A 19405-nucleotide genomic window follows, 5' to 3' on the forward strand; every position below is an offset into this window, starting at 1 on the left:
CAATCTGCAGCTCGACCTGCCTGACTGTCACCGCAGGCATGTTGATGGAAAGGGTGCAGGCGGCCTCGCAGGGAGCGGGACACACCCGGCCGGTGATTTCGGGGAAATTGTTGCAGGCGTGGAGAATCTCGTTCGCCTGCCTCCAGGAGCTGCGGGTCACCAACAGATTCCAGTCGGGGATACGGTTCTCAACCGGGCAGCCGAAGCTGTGGCAGTAGGGTATTCCGCAGTCACGGCAGCGGGAGGCCTGGATTTCCGCTTTCTCCGGGGGAAGAAGCGTTTCTATCTCACGGTAATCCTGAATCCGTTCCTCCACCGGCCGTTTCGGGGGATTTTCCCGACGGTGCTCCAAGTAGCTCGGCAGGAAGACCTCCTCTGTGGCAGGCATCGATTCATTTTCCTGGTTCTCCTCGAACCGTATGCGGCGCAGCGATTCACGGTAATCCACCGGCATGACCTTGGCGAAGAGGGGAAGCGAGGAATCCCAGCTCTCCAGAATCTTCCCGGCGCGGGCGCTTCCTGTGTGACGGTGATGGTTCTCGATGAGGTTACGGAGGAGAAGCTCGTCTTCCGGTGAAAGGACGCTTTCGATGTCCACCATGTCCAGGTTGCAGCGGGTATCGAACGTTTCCGATTCATTGTATACGAACGCGATGCCGCCGCTCATTCCTGCGGCGAAATTATTCCCGGTCTCGCCGAGCACTACCACTACTCCTCCGGTCATATACTCGCAGCCATGGTCGCCCACACTCTCCACCACCGCTACAGCCCCGCTGTTACGCACTGCAAAACGCTCACCCGCTGTGCCGTAGAGGTAGACCTCACCTCCTGTCGCGCCGTAGAGGACGACGTTCCCGGCAATGACATTTTCCCAAGGCTGGAAAAGGGCGCCTTCCGGCGGAGTGAGGATAATCCTTCCTCCGGACATTCCCTTGCCAAGGTAATCGTTGGCGATCCCCTCCAGGCGCAGGGTGACACCCGGAACAAGAAACGCCCCGAAGCTCTGCCCGGCGGTGCCCGTAAGATGGATATTCACCGTGCCGTCTGGGAGACCCTTCTCCCCGAAGCGCCGGATGATCTCCGCGGAAAGGGAGGTTCCCACCGTACGGTGGATATTACGCACTGCGGCCCGGATGGTGACAGGCTGCCCGGTTTCGAGTGCGGGGGCGGCAAGCGAAAAAATTTCCTTATCCAGCGCAGGCCGCTCTGTGTGCGCCGCCGATGAAAAACCGCATGCTGATTTGCAGCTTCCGTCTGCGGAGGGATAGAGGATCGCGGACAAATCCAGGGTTTTCGCTTTGTAATGTTGTATATCCGTCCGGGGTTCGAGCATCTCCGTATGCCCTATCATCTCCTCGGCCGTCCGGAACCCCAGCATAGCCATGTATTCACGGAGATCCTCAGCCAGAAAGCGCATCATGTTCATGACATGTTCGGGCCTTCCTGCGAAATGGGCGCGCAGATTCGGGTCCTGGGTGGCCACCCCGACAGAGCATGCGTTGAGATGACATTTCCGCAGAAGCACACACCCAAGAGATACCAGCGCCATGGTTCCGAACCCGAACTCATCGGCGCCCAGAAGCGCGGCGATGGCCAGGTCGCGGCCGGTTCTGAGCTGGCCGTCCACATGGATGCGCACCCCGGCCCGAAGATCGTTCCGGATGAGGGTCTGCTGGGTCTCCGCCAGGCCGAGCTCCCAGGGCAGCCCCACATGCTTTATGGAGGTGAGCGGGGAGGCTCCGGTGCCGCCGTCGCAGCCGGAAATCACCACAATATCCGCCTTGGCTTTTACCACTCCCGCCGCTACTGTGCCGACTCCGGCCTCGGAAACAAGCTTGACCGAGATTTTTCCCCGGGGATTCACCGCACGGAGGTCGTATATCAATTGTGCAAGGTCCTCGATCGAGTAAATATCATGGTGCGGCGGCGGCGAGATGAGAGTGACTCCGGGGGTGGAGTGACGAATCCGGGCGATTTCACGGGTCACCTTGTGACCGGGGAGCTGGCCCCCCTCGCCCGGTTTGGCGCCCTGGGCGATCTTGATCTGAAGCTCATCGGCATTGACCAGGTAATTCGTGGTGACTCCGAAGCGTCCCGAAGCCACCTGCTTTATTGCCGACCGCCGGTTGTCGCCGTTTCCGGAAGGGACATACCGCGCCGCGTCCTCGCCGCCTTCCCCGGAATTGCTCCGGGCGCCCAGACGGTTCATGGCGATGGCCAGGGTCTCGTGCGCCTCAGGGCTGAGCGAGCCCATGGACATGGCCGAGGTTGCGAACCGCTTCACAATGCTCTCGACAGGCTCAACCTCTTCGATGGGGACCGGGTTGCATTTTCTGAACTGCAGGAGGCTCCGCAGGGTTATCTGTTCATCGGACTGGTTGTCGATGATCCGTGTATACTCTTTGAATGCCCCATAGTCGTTCGACCTCACCGCATACTGAAGCCGGGATATGGCCCGTGGCGACCAGAGATGCTTTTCCCCTCCGCCTCTGACCTTGTAACCGCCGCCCGGTTCAAGACCCGCCCCGGCGGATTCCCCGGCAAAGGCATACCCATACCGTTCCAGGGTTTCACGGGCGATCTCCTCCAGGCCGATTCCCCCGATGCGTGAAACAGTCCCGGAAAAATATGTGTCTATAAGCTCACGCGAAAGACCGAGCGCCTCGAATATCTGCGCCCCGAAATAGCTGCGGATGGTGGATATGCCGATGCGGCTCATGGTTTTCATAAGCCCCTTTTTGATGGCGGTAATATAGGAGTCCACCGCCAAATCGGGCTTTGTGGGGATATCGTACAGGCCGTCCTCGCTGAGCCGCCGTATGGTGGAGAACGCCACATGGGGGCAGACTGCGCTCGCGCCGTATCCGATCAGGAGGGCAAAGTGCATGATCTCCCGCGCCTCGCCGGTTTCCACAATGAGCGACACCCGGGAGCGCTTTCCTTCCCTTACCAGGTGGTGGTGCAGTCCTGACACAGCCAGGAGTGAAGGGATTGGGGCATATTCCCTGTTCATGTTACGGTCGGTCAGGATGAGGAAGCTCACCCCGCTGTCCATCAACTTCTCCGCCCGCTCGAAACAAAAATCCAACGCCTTCCGGAGCGCTGCCCCGTCCCCATCCGACGGGAAGAGGATATCGATCTCTCCGGTGACGATATCCGGGTGGTTTGCCGAGCGCAGACGCCGCATGTCCTCCGGGGTCAGGATGGGGTGATGGAGCTTGAGCTGACGGCAGTGTTCCGGAGTTTCTGCGAGCAGGTTCCGCTCGTGGCCTGAAAACCGCATGAGCGACATAACCAGCTCTTCCCGGAGTGGGTCAATGGGCGGGTTGGTTACCTGGGCAAAAAGCTGTTTGAAGTAGGTGAACAGAAGCTGCGGGCGATGGGAGAGCACTGCAGGCGGGGTATCGTCGCCCATGGAGCCGACCGGTTCCTGGCCGTGCGCGCCCATGGGAGCCAGGATCATTTTCAGCTCCTCCTCGGTGTAGCCGAACGCCTGCTGTTTTCGAAGGAGGAGCGCCGGGGCCTCCGGCGGAATCTCTGTCGGAGCGAGCAGCCCCCGAAGCTCGATCTTGTTGTTTCTGACCCAGTGACGGTAGGGGCGCTGGCGGCATATTTTGGCCTTGATGACGTTGTCGGGTATGATACGGTTCTGCTCCAGGTCCAGAAGAAACATTTTCCCGGGCTGCAGACGGCCATGGGAGCGGATCCGGTCATCGGGGATATCGAGCACACCCGCCTCCGAGGCCAGCACCACAAGGCCGTCCCTGGTCACCGTATAGCGGGCGGGACGGAGACCGTTGCGGTCCAGGGTGGCGCCAACATAACGACCGTCGGTGAAAACCATCGCCGCAGGACCGTCCCAGGGCTCCATGAATGATGCATGGTACTCGTAAAAGGCGCGTTTGTCCTCGCTCATCACAAACTTTGAACCCCAGGCCTCGGGAATCATCATCATCATGGCGTGGGGCAGGGAGCGTCCGGCCATAATCAAAAGCTCCAGCGCATTGTCGAAAGAGGAGGAATCGCTCCCCCCGGGGGTGATGACCGGCTTGATTTTTTCAATATCGGAACCGAAGAGCGGTGAAGAGAATCCGGCTTCACGGGATAGCAGGTGGTTCTTGTTCCCTGAGAGTGTATTGATCTCCCCGTTATGCGCCATAAAGCGGAATGGATGGGCAAGATGCCAGGACGGAAAAGTATTGGTGCTGTATCGCTGGTGGATGAGAGCGAACGCGCTCCGGAAATCGGCATCCTGCAAGTCCGGGTAAAACAGGGGAAGGTCTTTCCCGTTCATGAAGCCCTTGTAGTTCAATGTGCGGGAGGACATGCTCGCCACATAAAAAGGATGGAATTCCGGGGCGTCAAGCGAGTCAATTTCTTTCTCGGCCACTCTCCTGATGACATACAGTTTCCGCTCGAAAGCCTCCGGGTCATACGATCCCCCGGCCATGAAAAGCTGGCGAACTCGCGGCTGTGTCAGGCGGGCGAGCTCTCCGAGATGGCGTGAATCCACCGGCACCTCGCGCCATCCAAGGACGGCGCACTGTTCCTCTTCGGCGATTCTTTCCAGGATGGATATGCAGCGTTCGGCGCTCTCTTTTTCCCCAGGGAGGAACATCATGGCGACACCGTAGCCGCCTTCCTCCGGGAGGTGAATGCCAAGGTTTCCGCATTCGCGCCTGAGGAACAGGTCGGGAATCCGCACCAGTATTCCGGCGCCGTCGCCGGTGGCCTGGTCGCTGTTCACCGCCCCGCGATGCTCCAGGTTCATAAGAACTTCCACCCCGTTTTCGATGATCTGATGCGAGGGGATGCCGTCGATACGGGCTACAAAACCGACCCCGCAGGTATCATGTTCAAATACAGGGTTGTATAAACCTTCCGGCTGCATTTTAGGTTCCATTATATTAATGTATTACCCCGCAGGAAGCTGTGAAATATAAGTCGAATACATATTCCACCGATTCCCCGGGGAGGTCAAGATAACGGGCTTTGGGATAAAACGAATAGAGAGATGGGAAGTTTCAGAGAAAACATGCAGAGTACGGAAACCAATGCAGTCAGGTATGAAAAACGCTTCTCTTTCACCGTGTTCTTTTAGTATCTTTACAGGATGGAAATTCCCCCTTATCCTCAATCGCACAAATATAGAGAGCTGCTGTGTTGAAAGTCAAGCAGGAACGGAGCTATATTTCTATATGTGATGACATATTTTATTGCGTTTCTTTTCAAATTAGATGCCGAAACAAGTTCGGCATGACACGTGTCATCCTGAACTCGTTTCAGGATCTAAACACTCAAAACATGCGCAATTATTTATGTCGTCATGTAAATATTTACGATCAAGGATTATCGCGTTTAGGAGGTTTGTTTGAAGGTTCTCGTTATCAACTGCGGCAGTTCTTCGGTGAAATACCAGCTTATGGATACAGCGGACGAATCGGTTCTGGCAAAGGGGCTGGTCGAGCGTATAGGATTTGAGGATGCCATTTTTACCCATATTCCGACGAACGGTGAGAAACAGGTGCAGACCCTGCCGGTGAAGAACCACGTCATCGCCATGAAATATGTACTGGACTGTCTTGTCGGCGAGGGTGGTGTAGTGAAAAGCCTGGCCCAGATCGGCGCTGTCGGGCACCGGTTTGTCAACGGCGGCAGGGAGTTTATCGAGCCGGTGACAGCCACCAGGCTGGTTCTGAAAAAGCTCCATGAAACTGCGGACCTCGCACCGCTCCATAACCCGGCGAACCTTCTGGGAATCGAGGCCTGCATGGCTGCCATGCCCGATACTCCGCAGGTAATAGTGTTCGACACCGGCTTCCATGCGCGAATACCGGCGAAGGCTTACATGTACGCCCTGCCGTACCGGTACTACGAAAAATACGGCATCCGGCGCTACGGCTTCCACGGTACCTCACACTACTATGTTTCCCACAGGGCGGCGGAGATTCTGGGAAAACCGATCGAGGAATTGAAGATCATCACCTGTCACCTCGGAAACGGCTGCTCTGTGGATGCGGTCAGGGACGGCTGGGCTGTGGACACCTCCATGGGATTCACCCCGCTAGAAGGGCTCATGATGGGTACCCGGACCGGCGATATCGACTGCGCCGCGCCCCTGTACATCATGAAAAAAGAGGGCATCTCCCCCGAAGAGATGGATACCATAATGAACAAGAAAAGCGGGCTCCTCGGTGTGACCGGAATCTCCTCGGATATGCGTGAGATCGAGAGCTCTGCGGAAAAAGGAAACGAGCTTGCCATACTGGCCCTGGACATGTACTGCTACCGGATAAAAAAATATATTTCAGCCTATACAGGTATTCTCGGCGGTCTGGATGTGCTGGTGTTTACCGCGGGAGTAGGAGAGCACAGTCCCCGGATCCGTGAAAAAGCCTGCGAGGGGCTTTCCTTCCTTGGTGTCGAGATTGATACGGAGAAGAACGCCCAAACCAGGGGCGGCGGCGCCGAGATCGGGAAAAAGGACTCCCGGATCCGCATCCTGGTTATCCCTACCAACGAGGAGCTGGTCATCGCCCGTGAGGCCGAAAGGAGAACCAGACTTTGAAAAAATCTAATAACACCTCGATACTAAAAGCGGTGATACTGTCAGTGTTCTTTATCTGCTCCCTTTCACCGGTTACCATTCAGTTCGCCTCAGCCGCAGAAAAAGACAAAAGCGAGGCCATCTCCCCCGATTTCTTCCCTATCTTTCCCTGCGACCCGCAGCACGGTTATCGGGCGCCATTCATTCAAAAGCGCACCTGGGGCCTGGAAAGCATCAAGGAATGCAACTATACCATGGCCGGATTTGTGCGCCCGGAAGACCTTCCCGAATGTGAAAAGCTCGGCCTGGCCGCGATCATGATCTCCGGCTCAGGGTTGATACGGGCCAAGGAATGGGGAAAATTCTCCGACGCCAAAATCGACAGCATCATAAAAAAGATGGTCGACGAGGCAGGCTCAAGCAAGGCGGTTTTCGGATTCCATATCACCGACGAGCCGGGCGCTTCCATGTTCCCCCAGGTAGCTAAGGCGGTGGCTGCGGTGAAGAAATACGCCCCCGGCAAGCTGGCATATCTCAACATCTACCCCAATTACGCCACTCTCGGTGCGAAGAATCTATCCCAAATGGAAACCGACAGTTATTCCGAATACCTGGAACGGTTCGTCCGGGAGGTCAAACCCCAGTTCATCAGCTATGATAACTACATGGTCGAATACTCCCAGGATTTACAGGACAGCGTCAAGGCGGCGAGCTACTATACCAATCTCATGGAGGTGCGCGCGCTTTCCTTGAAATACGATCTGCCGTTCTGGAATACGGTCTCCTCGAATCAGATACGCCCCACCGCCACCATTCCTTCACCGGCCAACCTGCGGTTTCAGGCTTACACCACCCTGGCTGCCGGCGGGAAAGGAGTCAAATGGTATACCTACTACTCCCGTGATGCCTACGGATATGCCCCTATAGACAAAGGCGACCGTAAAAGCCAGACCTGGTATTATGTGAAGGATGTGAACCGTGAGATTCTCACTCTCGCTCCGATTTTAATAGGATTGAAAACCACCGGGGTGTATTTCACAGCTCCTCTCCCGGTATCATCGCTTCCGGTGTTGCCGGGGGCGCTCATTCAGTCGGCGGAATCGGATGCGCCGCTGATGATCGGCGAGTTTGACGGTCCCGGCGGCGCCCGCTATACGATGGCGGTCAATCTCAGCCTTCAAAAGTCGGCAAAAGTAAGCCTCACGGCGAGAAGTTCCTCGGATACGTTGCAGCTCATTTCTGCGGCGGACGGCGCCCCCGCAGATTTGGATTCCAAAACCGGATTCTGGCTGACAGCGGGCCAGGGGGCTTTAATAAGGATGAAGTAGGAAGGATGAAGGATGAAAAAAATGCCTGTCCTTTTCTTTTTCCGCCGAAACTCACCCCCTGACCCCCTCTCTATGCTATAGAGGGGGAACTAGAAGGCTCGCAGTGTTATTCAAAAAATAGTCATGCCGAACTTGTTTCGGTTTCGAATCTGGTACTCTTACACCCAAAGGAGATCTTAATGTACCGCAGAATCGACGATTTTATCGAGGACTGGAAAACTGAAAGCGCCGCGACCGTCAAACTCCTGGATGCTCTCACCGATGCATCTCTCACTCATAAAGTATCACCGGAGGGGCGCACCCTGGGATTTCTCGCCTGGCATATTCCACTGAGCATTGTGGAGATGGCAAACCGGGCGGGACTCAAGGTGACAGGCCCGGCGGAGGATTCATCCGAACCGGCGCACTCCGCTGATATCGCAGAGACTTATCGTGATGCAGCCCGTCAGCTTTCAGAAAGCGTGAAAGTGAACTGGACCGATGCTTCCCTCGATGAGGAGCTGGACATGTACGGCCAGGTCTGGAAAAAAAGACACATCCTCGCCGTTCTTCTCCGCCACGAGGGGCACCATCGCGGCCAGATGACCGTTCTCATGCGCCAGGCCGGACTGAAAGTTCCCGGCATCTACGGCCCATCAAGGGAGGAATGGACATCGTACGGCATGCCGCCGCAGAAGTAGGGGCAGTCTTACAGCGGCCGCTCTTCCTTCGGAATCTCCACCACCAGGAGCGACGGATGGCCGAATGAGTTCCCCTTGCCGCTGAATTCCCCGTTCATTGCGCACACGAGGAACGAGCCGTCCTTCGAGATGTTCATCCCATACACTTCGCCCATGAAATAGCCGTACTTGTCGAAAAAGTAATCCTGAAGCCAGCAGAGCGCTTTGCGTTTGCCGGTTTTCACATCGAGCTGCACGATGGGAGCGTCGCCCTTCGGGTAGTAGTAAACATAGCGGCCGGTCTGGTCAATGGCCATCTGGAGGGTATCGCGGCCCTTGTCCCAGGTGGCGCCGAAAGGCTCGACCTGCGGTCCTTTCGGTCCTTCGGGCTTGAACTTGAACAGCGCGCCGTTCCAGGTCGCCCAATAGAACCAGCCGTCCATGGCCGGGCGCTCGGTGTGCCCGCGGGTAAGGCCGACATCTTTCGTGAACGGATTCACCGGCGGGGAAACCTCGTACCGCACGAATTTGTTGAATTCCGGGTCGAAACTCAAGAGGCGCGCCGCCTTGTCGTTCTTGTCAACGCTCCAGAATTTGCCGGTCTCCGCATCGAGGAGCATTGAGCGCTCCCACCAGTTCCAGCCTTTGGGCGGGCAGCCGGCGTACCGCACCTTCTTCTCGATGGTGTCCCAAGAGAGCACTGTCTCGAAGGAGCCGGTACCGACCAGGCGGCCCCGTCTGGTGTCCACATTGAAGCAGGGAAGATTGGAGGGGATCATGGGATTGCCCCAGTTTTTCGCCTCGTGGGAGTAAATATTGTAGCTGAGGAGCCAGCTCCCCCTGAACCCGTTTGCATACCATGAGGAATCGGGGATTGCGCCGTAATGGGTGGTCGCCCAGAGAGTGCCGTCGGGCATGATCCCCATCTCGCCGTGAATCTTGCCGTCGGTGTAGGATTTGTCCGTCCAGCCGAGGAGTTTCGAGACATCCACCACACGGTACAAGAGATTGCGGGCGGGGCTGTACTCGTAGATATTGAGCTGGCAGCCCATGCCCTTGTGGTCGCCCACGGAGAAGTAGAAGCGGTTGTCCTCGCTCCGGGTAACATACCCCCAGTTAGCCCAGCCCGCCATATACTGCATGCCTTCATCGGTAAAGTATTCGGGGGTCATGTTCGGCAGGATGCGGAGCTTGGCGGTCGGGGGAACCTTCGCCACGATGAAATCCCCAACCAGCTTTTCTTTGGGTGCATTAGGCGCGACGAGGAATTTCTCCGAGGTATCCACCACGAAATCGGTTTTCTCGCGGAGTTTCATCTTATCGAACTGTGCATTCAACTCGATACGTTTCTGCTCCTTCGCGGCGCGCTGTTGTGCGGGAAGAGCGGTGACGGTGAAACAGGCGAGAACGGTGAGGATGATGCAGGTACGGATTCTGGTCATGGTAGTTCTCCTTTCCTTGGATTGGATTTTTCATCAGAATTTCAGTTAATCTATCGGCCGCTCCTCTTTCGGTATCTCCACTACCAGAAGCGCCGGATGGCCGAACGCATCCCCCTTTCCAGAGAATTCCCCGTTCATGGCGCACACGAGGAATGAACCGTCTTTGGAAATATTCATACCATATACCTGGTCCATGAAATAGCCATATTTGTCGAAAAAGTAATCCTGCAGCCAGCAGAGCGCCTTGCGTTTGCCGGTTTTCACATCGAGTTGCACAATGGGGGCGTCACCTTTCGGGTAGTAATAAATATAGCGTCCGGTTTGGTCCATGGCCATCTGGAGGGTTACACGACCTTTGTCCCATGTGGTGCCGAATGGAACGACCTGTGGACCTTTGGGACCTTCCGGTTTGAATTTAAACATCGCGCCGTTCCCGGTCGTCCAATAGTACCACCCGTCCATTGCCGGGCGCTCTGTTGCGCGGCTTGTTATTGAAACCTCCTTTGTGAAAGGATTCGCCGATGGGGAAATTTCATAGCGCATGAATTTATTGAACTCTGGATCAAAACTCATTATGCGGAACTGTTTGTCATTATTGTCCACGTTCCAGAATTTGCCTGTTTCCTCATCAAGAAGCATGATGCGCTGTGCCCAGACCCAACCTTTTGGCGGGCTGCCGGCGTACCGAACCTTTTTTTCGATGGTATCCCAGCAGAGTACAGTCTCGAAGGAGCCGGTAGCTAAAAGTCTTCCACGTTTCGTGTCAACTTTGAAATACGGGAGGTTCGATGGGATCATGGGATTACCCAAATTTTTAGCCTCGTGAGAATAAATATTGTAGCTGAGGAGCCAGCTTCCCCTGAAACCGTTGGCGTACCAGGAAGAATCGGGGATGGCGCCATAATGAGTAGTTGCCCAGAGAGTGCCGTCGGGCATGATCCCCATCTCACCGTGAATCTTGCCGTCGGTATAGGTCTTGTCCTTCCAGCCCAGGAGTTTAGTGACATCCACCACAGAGTGCAGCAGGTTGCGGGCAGAGCTGTACTCATAGATATTAAGCTGGCAACCCATACCTCTATGGTCGCCAACCGAGAAAAAGAATCGGCTGTCCTCGCTCCGGATAACATGCCCCCAGTTAGCCCAACCCGCCATATATTGAGCTCCTTCTTCAGTGATGTATTCAGGGATCATGTTCGGCAGGATGCGAAGTTTCGCAATGGGAGGAACCTTCGCCACAACGAAATCTCCGACCAGCTTTTCTTTTGGCGAACTGGGGGCCAAGAGGAATTTCTCCGAGGTATCCATCACAAAATCGGTTTTTTCGCGGAGTTTCATCTTGTCGAACTGGGCGTTCAGTTCCATACGCTTCTTCTCCCTTTCGGCCTTCGTCTGGGCGGGAAGAGAAGAAACGGTGAAACAAGAGAGAACAATCAGGATGATGCATGTACGGATTCCGGTCATTGAAGTTCCTTCTTGAAAATTCGATGTTGAAAATATCCCCGGAGTTTATATACCCTTCATGGCTATAAAAAACTTATGTCATCAACGCTATCTTAAGAGAGTCATCTTCATGGTATTGGAAATGTCTCCCGATTTGATCGTGTAGAAATATACTCCTGCTGAAAACTTTGAGGCATTCCAAGTCGCGGAGTGAACACCTGCATTCAAGGTAGTGTTCACCAGTGTTGAGACTTTCTGTCCGGCAGAATTATATATTTCTAGGGTAGTTTTTGCCGTTTTAGGCAATGTGAAATTAATTGTGGTGCTCGGGTTGAAGGGATTCGGGGTGTTTTGGGACACCACAAAAGCAGAAGGAGAAACCTCCTCTACTCCCACATCTGTAGCAATTACACCACTTATGGAATCATGCTCCATATACCAAATGCCGTTTTGCATGGTAGTATCGTTTGATGACATATTGTCACAATAAATACCATCATACGCGCAACCGGTATCAACAAAAAATAGACCGCGTTTTGTTCTCGCGGTTTCACCGGCAAAAGCGAAATAATTAATTCCTGTGCCGTCAGGTCCCATAAGTGCAAAAGAGACAGCTCCTAAATCGTAAGATGGCGTAATACTGAACATATTTGCATCTATAGAATAAGAATAGCAGTAGGGCCCGGTATTGAAATCAAAACATACCCATGGTTTTTGTGAAGTTGGTTGCCAGTTAGTATCGTTCACATAGTCACCATTCTGGTTTACCCAGACAAAAAGGTCTGATTTATTTTCCACTGAGGGATTGATCATGGATTTTAAGCAAGAACCCGAGTGGTTCAGAAACAAGTAGCCATTTCTCTCATGAATCATTGTTGGGCCTCCAGCGCTCTGGCCACCGGCTTTATAATCATCCGGATGATACAACCATTCTGTAAGATCGAAGGTTGTCTGGATACTGCCGTCAAAGTCGATTTTATACAGTTTGTTACTGATTCCATCTTGATACTGGCCGTAATAGCCGGCATATATATAATTTCCGTCAGAAGTTGGTCCAGATCCCTGATAAATCGGCTGATTCCATGTTACCACTCCGTTGTCTCCAAAAGAAACTTCCAGAATAGAATTACCTTGGGGGACCCACTGATACTTATAAAGCCCTTCGATTTTTGAACTTGAATTATCGGCTTCTGCATAAAAGTATTTAGTATCGCCCGGGTGGCAATAGGTTCTGTATTTCAGCGTCCAACCGGTAGGAAGAGTAAATTTTGTAGTTTCATAAAGCGTGAGGTCTTCTGTACTGTTACCGATGGTCCATCGAGAGGTTACATTGTGAATCATTGGTTTATCAAGCGCCTTCCCGCCCGGACCTTTGGTCACTATATTCGTATCAGAGTATGGATACCATGTCCCATTTGCCACACGGGTTTTAGGGTTCTTATTGTCGTATCCCCATAGATAGTAGGTATATTCGCCCGCACCAAGTAAACCCCCGCCCTTCTCTCTACCACTCCAGTTGATAACGCTTTTCCCCACAGGCAAGGTGACAGCAGAAGAAAAATACATGCAGGTGTCAACCTTATTTACATAATGCCAACCAAGGAATCCGTTGCGGGTTTTAGTAATAAGGTTGGCCTTATCTTTCGTATACACAAAGAATATTACTCCGGCCATGGTCCCAGAAACAGTAACAGGAATCTCAAGGTTCTTACCATCAAAATTATACCGGATTTTAGAGGGAGCGTTAAGCTTGAGTAATGTAGGTTGAAAATTAGCTGCTATACTGTTAGAAGCGATAAATACGAACAATAAGGCAGAAATGATCGTTTTCATAGTAACCTTCTTCCCTTATTTATCAGAGTGTGTTATAAATTAAATCGATACATCTTTGTTGCATAAAGATAACCCATTGAATCACCTCCTAAAAATATGTATAGAATTTTACAAAATCAAAACAGATCCTTCAGCGGTACATCGATGCGATAGACCTCGAAACAGGAGGGTTTGCCCTTTGCTCCCAGCTTGTTGACTGCCCGGACACGAAGCGTGCTTTTCCCTGATGCAAGCGCCCAGGTCCAGCGGTCTCCTTCGATTTTTTTCCAACCATTATCATTCTCATCCATCTCGAAATGACTGAAATTCGGAGTATATGTCTCGAACCGCAGATACAGGTACTTGTTGCTGTGGGCAGTTGTGGCATCCACATGCACGAGATTGAGATCTGGCGCGATATCGCGGGGGCGGTCCGTATACCACGTGTACTGACGCATGGGAGGCGTACGGTCATCATAGTAACATATGTAACCATTCCAAGGCCACGAGGTGGCACCGTGCGTAAGCGGGAGGGGAAAAGGTTTTTCATAAAAATTGTTGCGCGGAACCGCGCGCATGTAAATAGAGAGCGTGAGACCCTCATACCATCCCCACTCAGGCTGGTGCCAGGTCGTCGAACTGCGGGACTCCGGCGGTTTCTTGTCCAGGGCCCTGATCCTTTCCTTCTGGTGTTCAAAACTGGTCAACTCGTTCATCCAGTCGATAGGTTTATCCGGATGAAGATATTCCTTGTTCATGTTGTGAAGTTCAAGCAGGCTCATTGGTATGAGCGTTTCATCGCTTACATCATTGTGATTCCCATAGCTTGACTCCATGTAGACCCACTTGCCAAAATCGTCGCTCCATAATTCAGCCATCTCGTGATTCATCCCGTTAATCAGCCGCCCCTGGATGCCATATGCCATGCACAGGCCCATCAGGAGATTGTTGAACTGTATGCACATGCCAACCGAACCGTGCTTGTCAATCCTGTCGAGAATGGAGAGTGCGTCCCACCCGGGATAGCCGGGCATCGGAGTCCCGTATTTGCGGGTAGTGCGGGTAGCGGCGTATTCCCGCAGTTTCACGATCTTCTCGAACTCGGTCTTGCTTCCCGCGACGACATCGTCGAGATTCTCGCGGGCACGAACCTCCTTGAACTCTGGACGGTCCCAAGGCTCCCATTCCCACGCGACGGATGAATACTTGATATCCGGATTCTCGCACCTGGCCACCTTGATGCTGGTGTGCTGCGGCATGCCCTCTAGAAGCTCGGCAGTAAGATGCGCCGATTTCACCACGGGAGATTTGAGCGGATTCGTTGTTGACAGCACCGCCCTGAGTTGAACGTACCGTCCGTCCATGACCCGGTCATCCATCTCAATGTCGACGGTAGAGCCGGTCCCGATCAGTTCGTACTGGCTCCAGTCACTGGAAAACGGCCCCGGATTTGTTCCTTTGCGAAGATAATACTCGACTGATGTTCCCTCTGGCACCTCAGACTGAACAGTGAGTTTCAGCTTTTTGAATATGCGTACCGGGACGATAAAGTCTTTCGCATCACCTCTCCAGAGGTCGATCACAGGGCTTTCCAGCCAGCCTGTTTTTACGTAGCGGTCGAGGCTTATCCGCGCTGTGTATTCGGCGAGAGTTTTCCCGAGGGGACCGAAAGGACTCTCCTTCCACGTCTCGCCGCCATCGGTGGACTTGAAAGAGGTTTTGCCAACTTCCTTTGGATCTCCGCCGCCATGCTCGAACTCATCGGCGCGTGCGAGGAATAATCTCCAACCCTCATCTTTGGAAGCGGCTTCAGGGCAATAAAACTCGATAACATTCCTGCCTTTTTTCAGCCACGCGGGAGGAAATTCCGTCCACCGGAACGAATTGTGAACCTTTTTGGGGTCCCATTTATCGACCTTGGCGTTATTACCGTTGACACTGAATCCGAGGGGATACTTTCCCTGGCCATACCAGGCGACAAGATAAGCCTTTTCTGCCCTTGGATCGTCGAGAACGAGCAATTTGCGGGACCTGTTTTTCCCCCAGATACTATCCATCCAGTCGCCTTTTTCACTGTCTCCCGCGCCGGGGGAATCGTTTTCGATGAGATCCATGTTGAACAGGTACACCCCACCCTGCGGATTTTTCATAAGCATGTGCATGAAACCGTTGTCATAGAGCATCTGGGCGTCGCCGCCCCATTTCGTGGTTACCGGATCTCCCCGGGCAGCAAAAGATATTCCCAATATGGCAACAAGAAAACCAGACAGAATCAGCGACCTCTTTTCCATTTATTCCTCCTCTTTTTTAAAAATTTAATCTCTATGGGTTGAATTCCCCGCCGCTTGCGGCGTATGAAAAGAATAAACCTAACAAGATACCCCGCTGCTTGCGGCGGGGAGTTTCATAGAATCCTTTTAATATCCTCTCTTATCTACAATCGCCCGCACATCCTTGTCGTAAGCGCTTCCTCCGATCAGGTGACCGCCCATGTCGAAGCCGGGTGTCATGTCTGCCTCGATCATGCGGGCGACAAACTGGGCGTTGGTAATCCAGAGAGCGAGAGCAAACAGGATGCCCGTGGTGGGGCATATCTTCTTATCGAAACCGGAGACACTGAGCGCACCCTCACGTTCGGGAGAGTACGTCTCTATGTGCCAGTCGGCTATCTTGGACAGGTCTTTGCCGGTGCTGCCCTCGGTCCGAGCAGGGCCGATGTTGATGACTTTGGCCCCGACTGCCTTGACCGCCAGAGCCATTTCATAGTTTTCCTTGACATCAGAGTGTTCGCCGGAGATGATGACAAAATGACCGGGCTTCAACCGGTCCTTGTAACTGCCTGGGGAGATACCCTGGCTCATGGGGAGGCCAGATGCTCTTTGTTCATTCTCTGCATCCATCTCGCAGCCGTAACTGTAATTCCAGTAGCGGCCGCCGCCCCTGACGTATTCCACCATCGCCTTCGCTGCCTCGTCGATATGGCCGAGATCGGCAAGAATTTTCTTCCCCCGCTTACAAATGAGATTCACATATTCGAGGGCGCGGTCGGTGGACCCCATCGCCGCACCTCCCCTGACGCGTGCCGCGATCTCGGCGGTGAGCATCCAATAAAAAATACCGACCCCCTGGACGCATAGGGGGAATGCCCGAACTGAAGGGATCTCAGGGTAGGACAGGACGCCGCTGGTGAACGGGACTCCGGAGGTGAGCACGAGGTCCGAACAATCTTCTGTCAAGAGGCCATCGGTGAAAAGTAATTGATTCGTTTGACTGAGCACACCCTTTGGGGTTGTTTTGTTGGGCACATAGGGAACTCTGACACCAACGGTGAAAGCGCCGCGGTCGTGGGCGTCTTTCACCCGCTTCTTAGTCCAATCGAACAAAAGAAAATCACCTTTTCCGATGGAAGCATACATCTCGTCAGTGGCGCTCCAACGCCAGGTGTCCAAGTAACCGGGATTGCCGGGACGGTCCTTACGTAGTTCCGTAGTAAGCATATGACCGAGCATCGCCTGACTGTAAAGCTTTTTGCCGTTTTTGATTGTTTCAGTTGCTTTGTCCGCCGCTTGACCGATTATTGGAAGCTCGCTGGTTGCCTGGCGCTCCCAGACCTTGGCCGCCCAGTCGAAATATTGCTCACCATAAGGCTTCTGTTTCGGTTGCAACACCTTTTCCGCATAAGACCCGATTGGCATAGTGTACCCGGTGAATCCCAGAGCCGATCCGGCCATAATTTTTTTGGAGAAAGTTCTCCGTCTCATTCAGAATATCCTTATTATGCAAGTTGTTCGAGATGGTTCAGCGACGAGAGAATGGAGATTAAAGAAACAAAAATATGATAAAAGTGAGGAATGTGCAAGATTTGTTCTCCCTAAATAGCGTTCAGGGACGGCGAACCACGCGGAACCCGAAATTGCCGAGCCTGCCGGACGGGGGGTTGACGGCCCGGGCTGCCGACCGGCAGACACTGCCGCCGCTGTACCAGGCGCCGCCGCGGACAATACGGTTTGAACCAAATAGTGCTCCTGTGGGATTTATAGCATTATTAGCGGAAGTGTAGTCTTCATACCAGTCATTGCACCACTCCCACGCATTCCCGTGCATGTCGTACAATCCCCATGCGTTCGGTGTTTTCCGGCCTACGGGATGTGACTTATTACTGCTGTTCGAGAAATACCACCCCGCGCGGGCAAGGTCGCTCTCGGTATCTCCCGTGTAATAATTCGTCGTTGTTCCCCCCCTGCATGCATACTCCCACTCAGCCTCTGTCGGTAGACGGAACCCGCTCTTCGTGAAATCGCAATCCCCGGTACCCTCGTTGTAGCACGGCTGCAATCCGGCTTTTGCGTTCAATGCATTACAGTACTTGATCGCTTCCCACCAACTCACCTTCTCCATAGGCAGATTATCATTCGATAATCCCTTGAAATACGGCATATTCGATCGAATGACAGTTTTGAATTGCCCCTGAGTGATCTCGTACGCGCTCATAGAAAATGCCGAAAGAGTGACCGTGTGGACAGGCTCGGCAATTCCCGTTTTCCCCATCGAAAAACTCCCGGCGGGGATCGAAACCATCTTGACTTCCGGTCCACGAGAGCTGCAGGATGGAAAGAGGAGAACAATGAGACTTACTGGCAGGATAAGGATCAGCGCGGTTCTTTTCATGGCGAAGCCTCTGCAAGTGGGAATTATCAATGCAATTGGAATGTGAGCCAATTGCAAAAGTCGAGATTATTTTACGCAGCCCCCTTCCTGTCCTTTGGACATCCTTCCCCCTGAAGGGGGCAGAAAAAGACTGTGGAGCAACGACTTCCCTTGCCCCACATCGGGGGGAAAGGGACTGAGGTTTAGGGGGCTAAAATTAACACTTTGCCTTTTTTAGTATAAAAACGACTTTTGCAATTGGCTCATGTAATATTTATAATCATTCCAGACTCCCGATATGAAGCTCCCCCTCGCCCGCGATTATCGTGGGAGAGGGGGAATGGGGGTGAGGGGACTTCATCACTCCCGGTTCTTTTTCTTCTCTTCCTCTCCGTACAGTTTTTCCATAATCGCTTTATCGCGGGCCATTTCCTTCTGAAGGGCTGCAATCCCGACGTAAGTACCGAGCTGCATGGATTCCACCGCGGTGCTGGGAACGATCACCAGGGTGGCGTTGTGTTTCAGCCCTTCGTAGAGCATGTTCATGGCGCGGAGGTGCAGGGCGGTGGGATTCTCTATGTAGACGCGGGAAGCCTGATCGAATTTCTCGGCGATCTGGCGTTCCGAATCGCCGAGGATGACCCGCGCCTGGCGCTCACGCTCGGCTTGTGCCTGCATGGACATGGCATCCTGGAGGCTGGTGGGGATGAGAACATCGCGAATTTCCACCGAAAGCACCTTGATTCCCCATGTCCCGATACGGCTGCCGATAATACGCTGGAGCTCCCCATCGATCTTTTCACGGCCTTCCAGCATCTCGGAGAGGACTGTTTTTCCGATCACATCGCGGAGTGCGGTCTGGGAAGCCCAGCCGATAGTGCTCTGGTAATCCTCCACTTCGAGCGCGGTTTTTACCGGATCGATCACCTGCCAGAAGAGCACGGCATCCACATCCACCGGCACCGTGTCCTTGGTAAGGGTCTTTTCCGCCTTGAACGATGTGGTGATCACCCGGAGGTCGATCCAGTATGGCAGGGTGTCGATGATCGGGATGATGAAAAAGAGTCCGGGACCTTCGAGGGCGCTGAATCTCCCCAGTCTCAGTTTGACCGCGCGCTCCCACTGGTTCGCCACCTTGATGGAGGCGGCCAGGATAAGTCCCACCAGGAAGGCTGCTCCGGCAATCCAGAAATCGACTGCCTTTCCGGTTGTTTTAAAAAGATAGAACGACACCGCTACACCCGCCCCGAAGATGAGAATGAACAGAAGGGCCGGAAGAGAACTTTGCTGCCTCATGGTAAACCTCCTTTACCCATCGAGCGTTAAAAGCAGGAGAACCACCGAAAATCTAAAGTACCCGAATATTTTAATGATGAAAACATGATAAGTCAAGCTGAAAGAAGGATTTCTTGACTTATCTGGGGGTTCTATATAAATTTTGGGATTGAATATGAATTTTAATATTCATTACCTTTTTTTGGAAAGATCCTCCCGTCACCTTCGGTGACACCCCCCTTGTTAAGGGGGGTG

11 protein-coding genes are annotated in these 19405 nt (G+C 53.5%); 3 read left to right on the forward strand and 8 right to left on the reverse strand.

Features of this window, described 5'->3' with window-relative positions; genetic code table 11:
• Window positions 1–4903: glutamate synthase large subunit (gltB, locus tag Q8O92_15005; GenBank protein MDP2984626.1), on the reverse strand; the 4903-nt coding region annotated here is incomplete at its 3' end.
• A gap of 468 nt (window positions 4904–5371) precedes the next feature.
• Between gltB and Q8O92_15010 the strand changes: the two genes are divergently transcribed.
• From Q8O92_15010 to Q8O92_15020, 3 genes are all read left to right on the forward strand, one after another.
• Entirely contained in the window at window positions 5372–6568 is a 1197-nt protein-coding gene (locus Q8O92_15010) for an acetate kinase (GenBank protein ID MDP2984627.1), read from the forward strand.
• On the forward strand, window positions 6565–7875 hold the full coding sequence (locus tag Q8O92_15015; GenBank protein ID MDP2984628.1) for a hypothetical protein: 1311 nt from the start codon (window positions 6565–6567) through the stop codon (window positions 7873–7875). Before Q8O92_15010 ends, Q8O92_15015 begins: the two co-directional genes overlap by 4 nt.
• Window positions 7876–8054: 179 nt before the next feature.
• On the forward strand, window positions 8055–8555 hold the full coding sequence (locus tag Q8O92_15020) for a DinB family protein (protein MDP2984629.1): 501 nt from the start codon (window positions 8055–8057) through the stop codon (window positions 8553–8555).
• 8 nt (window positions 8556–8563) lie between these two features.
• Here the strand turns inward: Q8O92_15020 and Q8O92_15025 are convergent, their stop codons facing one another.
• The 7 genes from Q8O92_15025 to Q8O92_15055 form a co-directional block, all read right to left on the reverse strand.
• A complete protein-coding gene (locus Q8O92_15025; protein MDP2984630.1) occupies window positions 8564–9976 on the reverse strand; it encodes a hypothetical protein in 1413 nt (470 codons plus the stop codon).
• Between the two features lie 45 nt (window positions 9977–10021).
• Window positions 10022–11437 carry a hypothetical protein gene (locus Q8O92_15030; GenBank protein ID MDP2984631.1) on the reverse strand — a complete coding sequence of 472 codons (1416 nt, stop codon included), beginning with the start codon at window positions 11435–11437 and terminating at the stop codon, window positions 10022–10024.
• Window positions 11438–11524: 87 nt separating this feature from the next.
• Window positions 11525–13249 carry a T9SS type A sorting domain-containing protein gene (locus tag Q8O92_15035; protein MDP2984632.1) on the reverse strand — a complete coding sequence of 575 codons (1725 nt, stop codon included), beginning with the start codon at window positions 13247–13249 and terminating at the stop codon, window positions 11525–11527.
• 116 nt (window positions 13250–13365) lie between these two features.
• Window positions 13366–15519, reverse strand: a complete 2154-nt coding sequence (locus Q8O92_15040; GenBank protein MDP2984633.1) for a transglutaminase-like domain-containing protein — start codon at window positions 15517–15519, stop codon at window positions 13366–13368.
• A 126-nt stretch (window positions 15520–15645) separates the two neighbouring features.
• A complete protein-coding gene (locus Q8O92_15045; protein ID MDP2984634.1) occupies window positions 15646–16989 on the reverse strand; it encodes a hypothetical protein in 1344 nt (447 codons plus the stop codon).
• A gap of 121 nt (window positions 16990–17110) precedes the next feature.
• Window positions 17111–17896 carry a formylglycine-generating enzyme family protein gene (locus Q8O92_15050; protein ID MDP2984635.1) on the reverse strand — a complete coding sequence of 262 codons (786 nt, stop codon included), beginning with the start codon at window positions 17894–17896 and terminating at the stop codon, window positions 17111–17113.
• A 339-nt stretch (window positions 17897–18235) separates the two neighbouring features.
• The gene (locus Q8O92_15055) at window positions 18236–19171 is read right to left on the reverse strand and encodes a slipin family protein (GenBank protein ID MDP2984636.1); all 936 of its coding nucleotides are present in this window, start codon (window positions 19169–19171) and stop codon (window positions 18236–18238) included.
• Window positions 19172–19405 lie beyond the last annotated feature (234 nt).

The organism is Candidatus Latescibacter sp. (assembly GCA_030692375.1).
In the GTDB taxonomy this organism is placed as follows: Bacteria; Latescibacterota; Latescibacteria; order Latescibacterales; family Latescibacteraceae; genus JAUYCD01.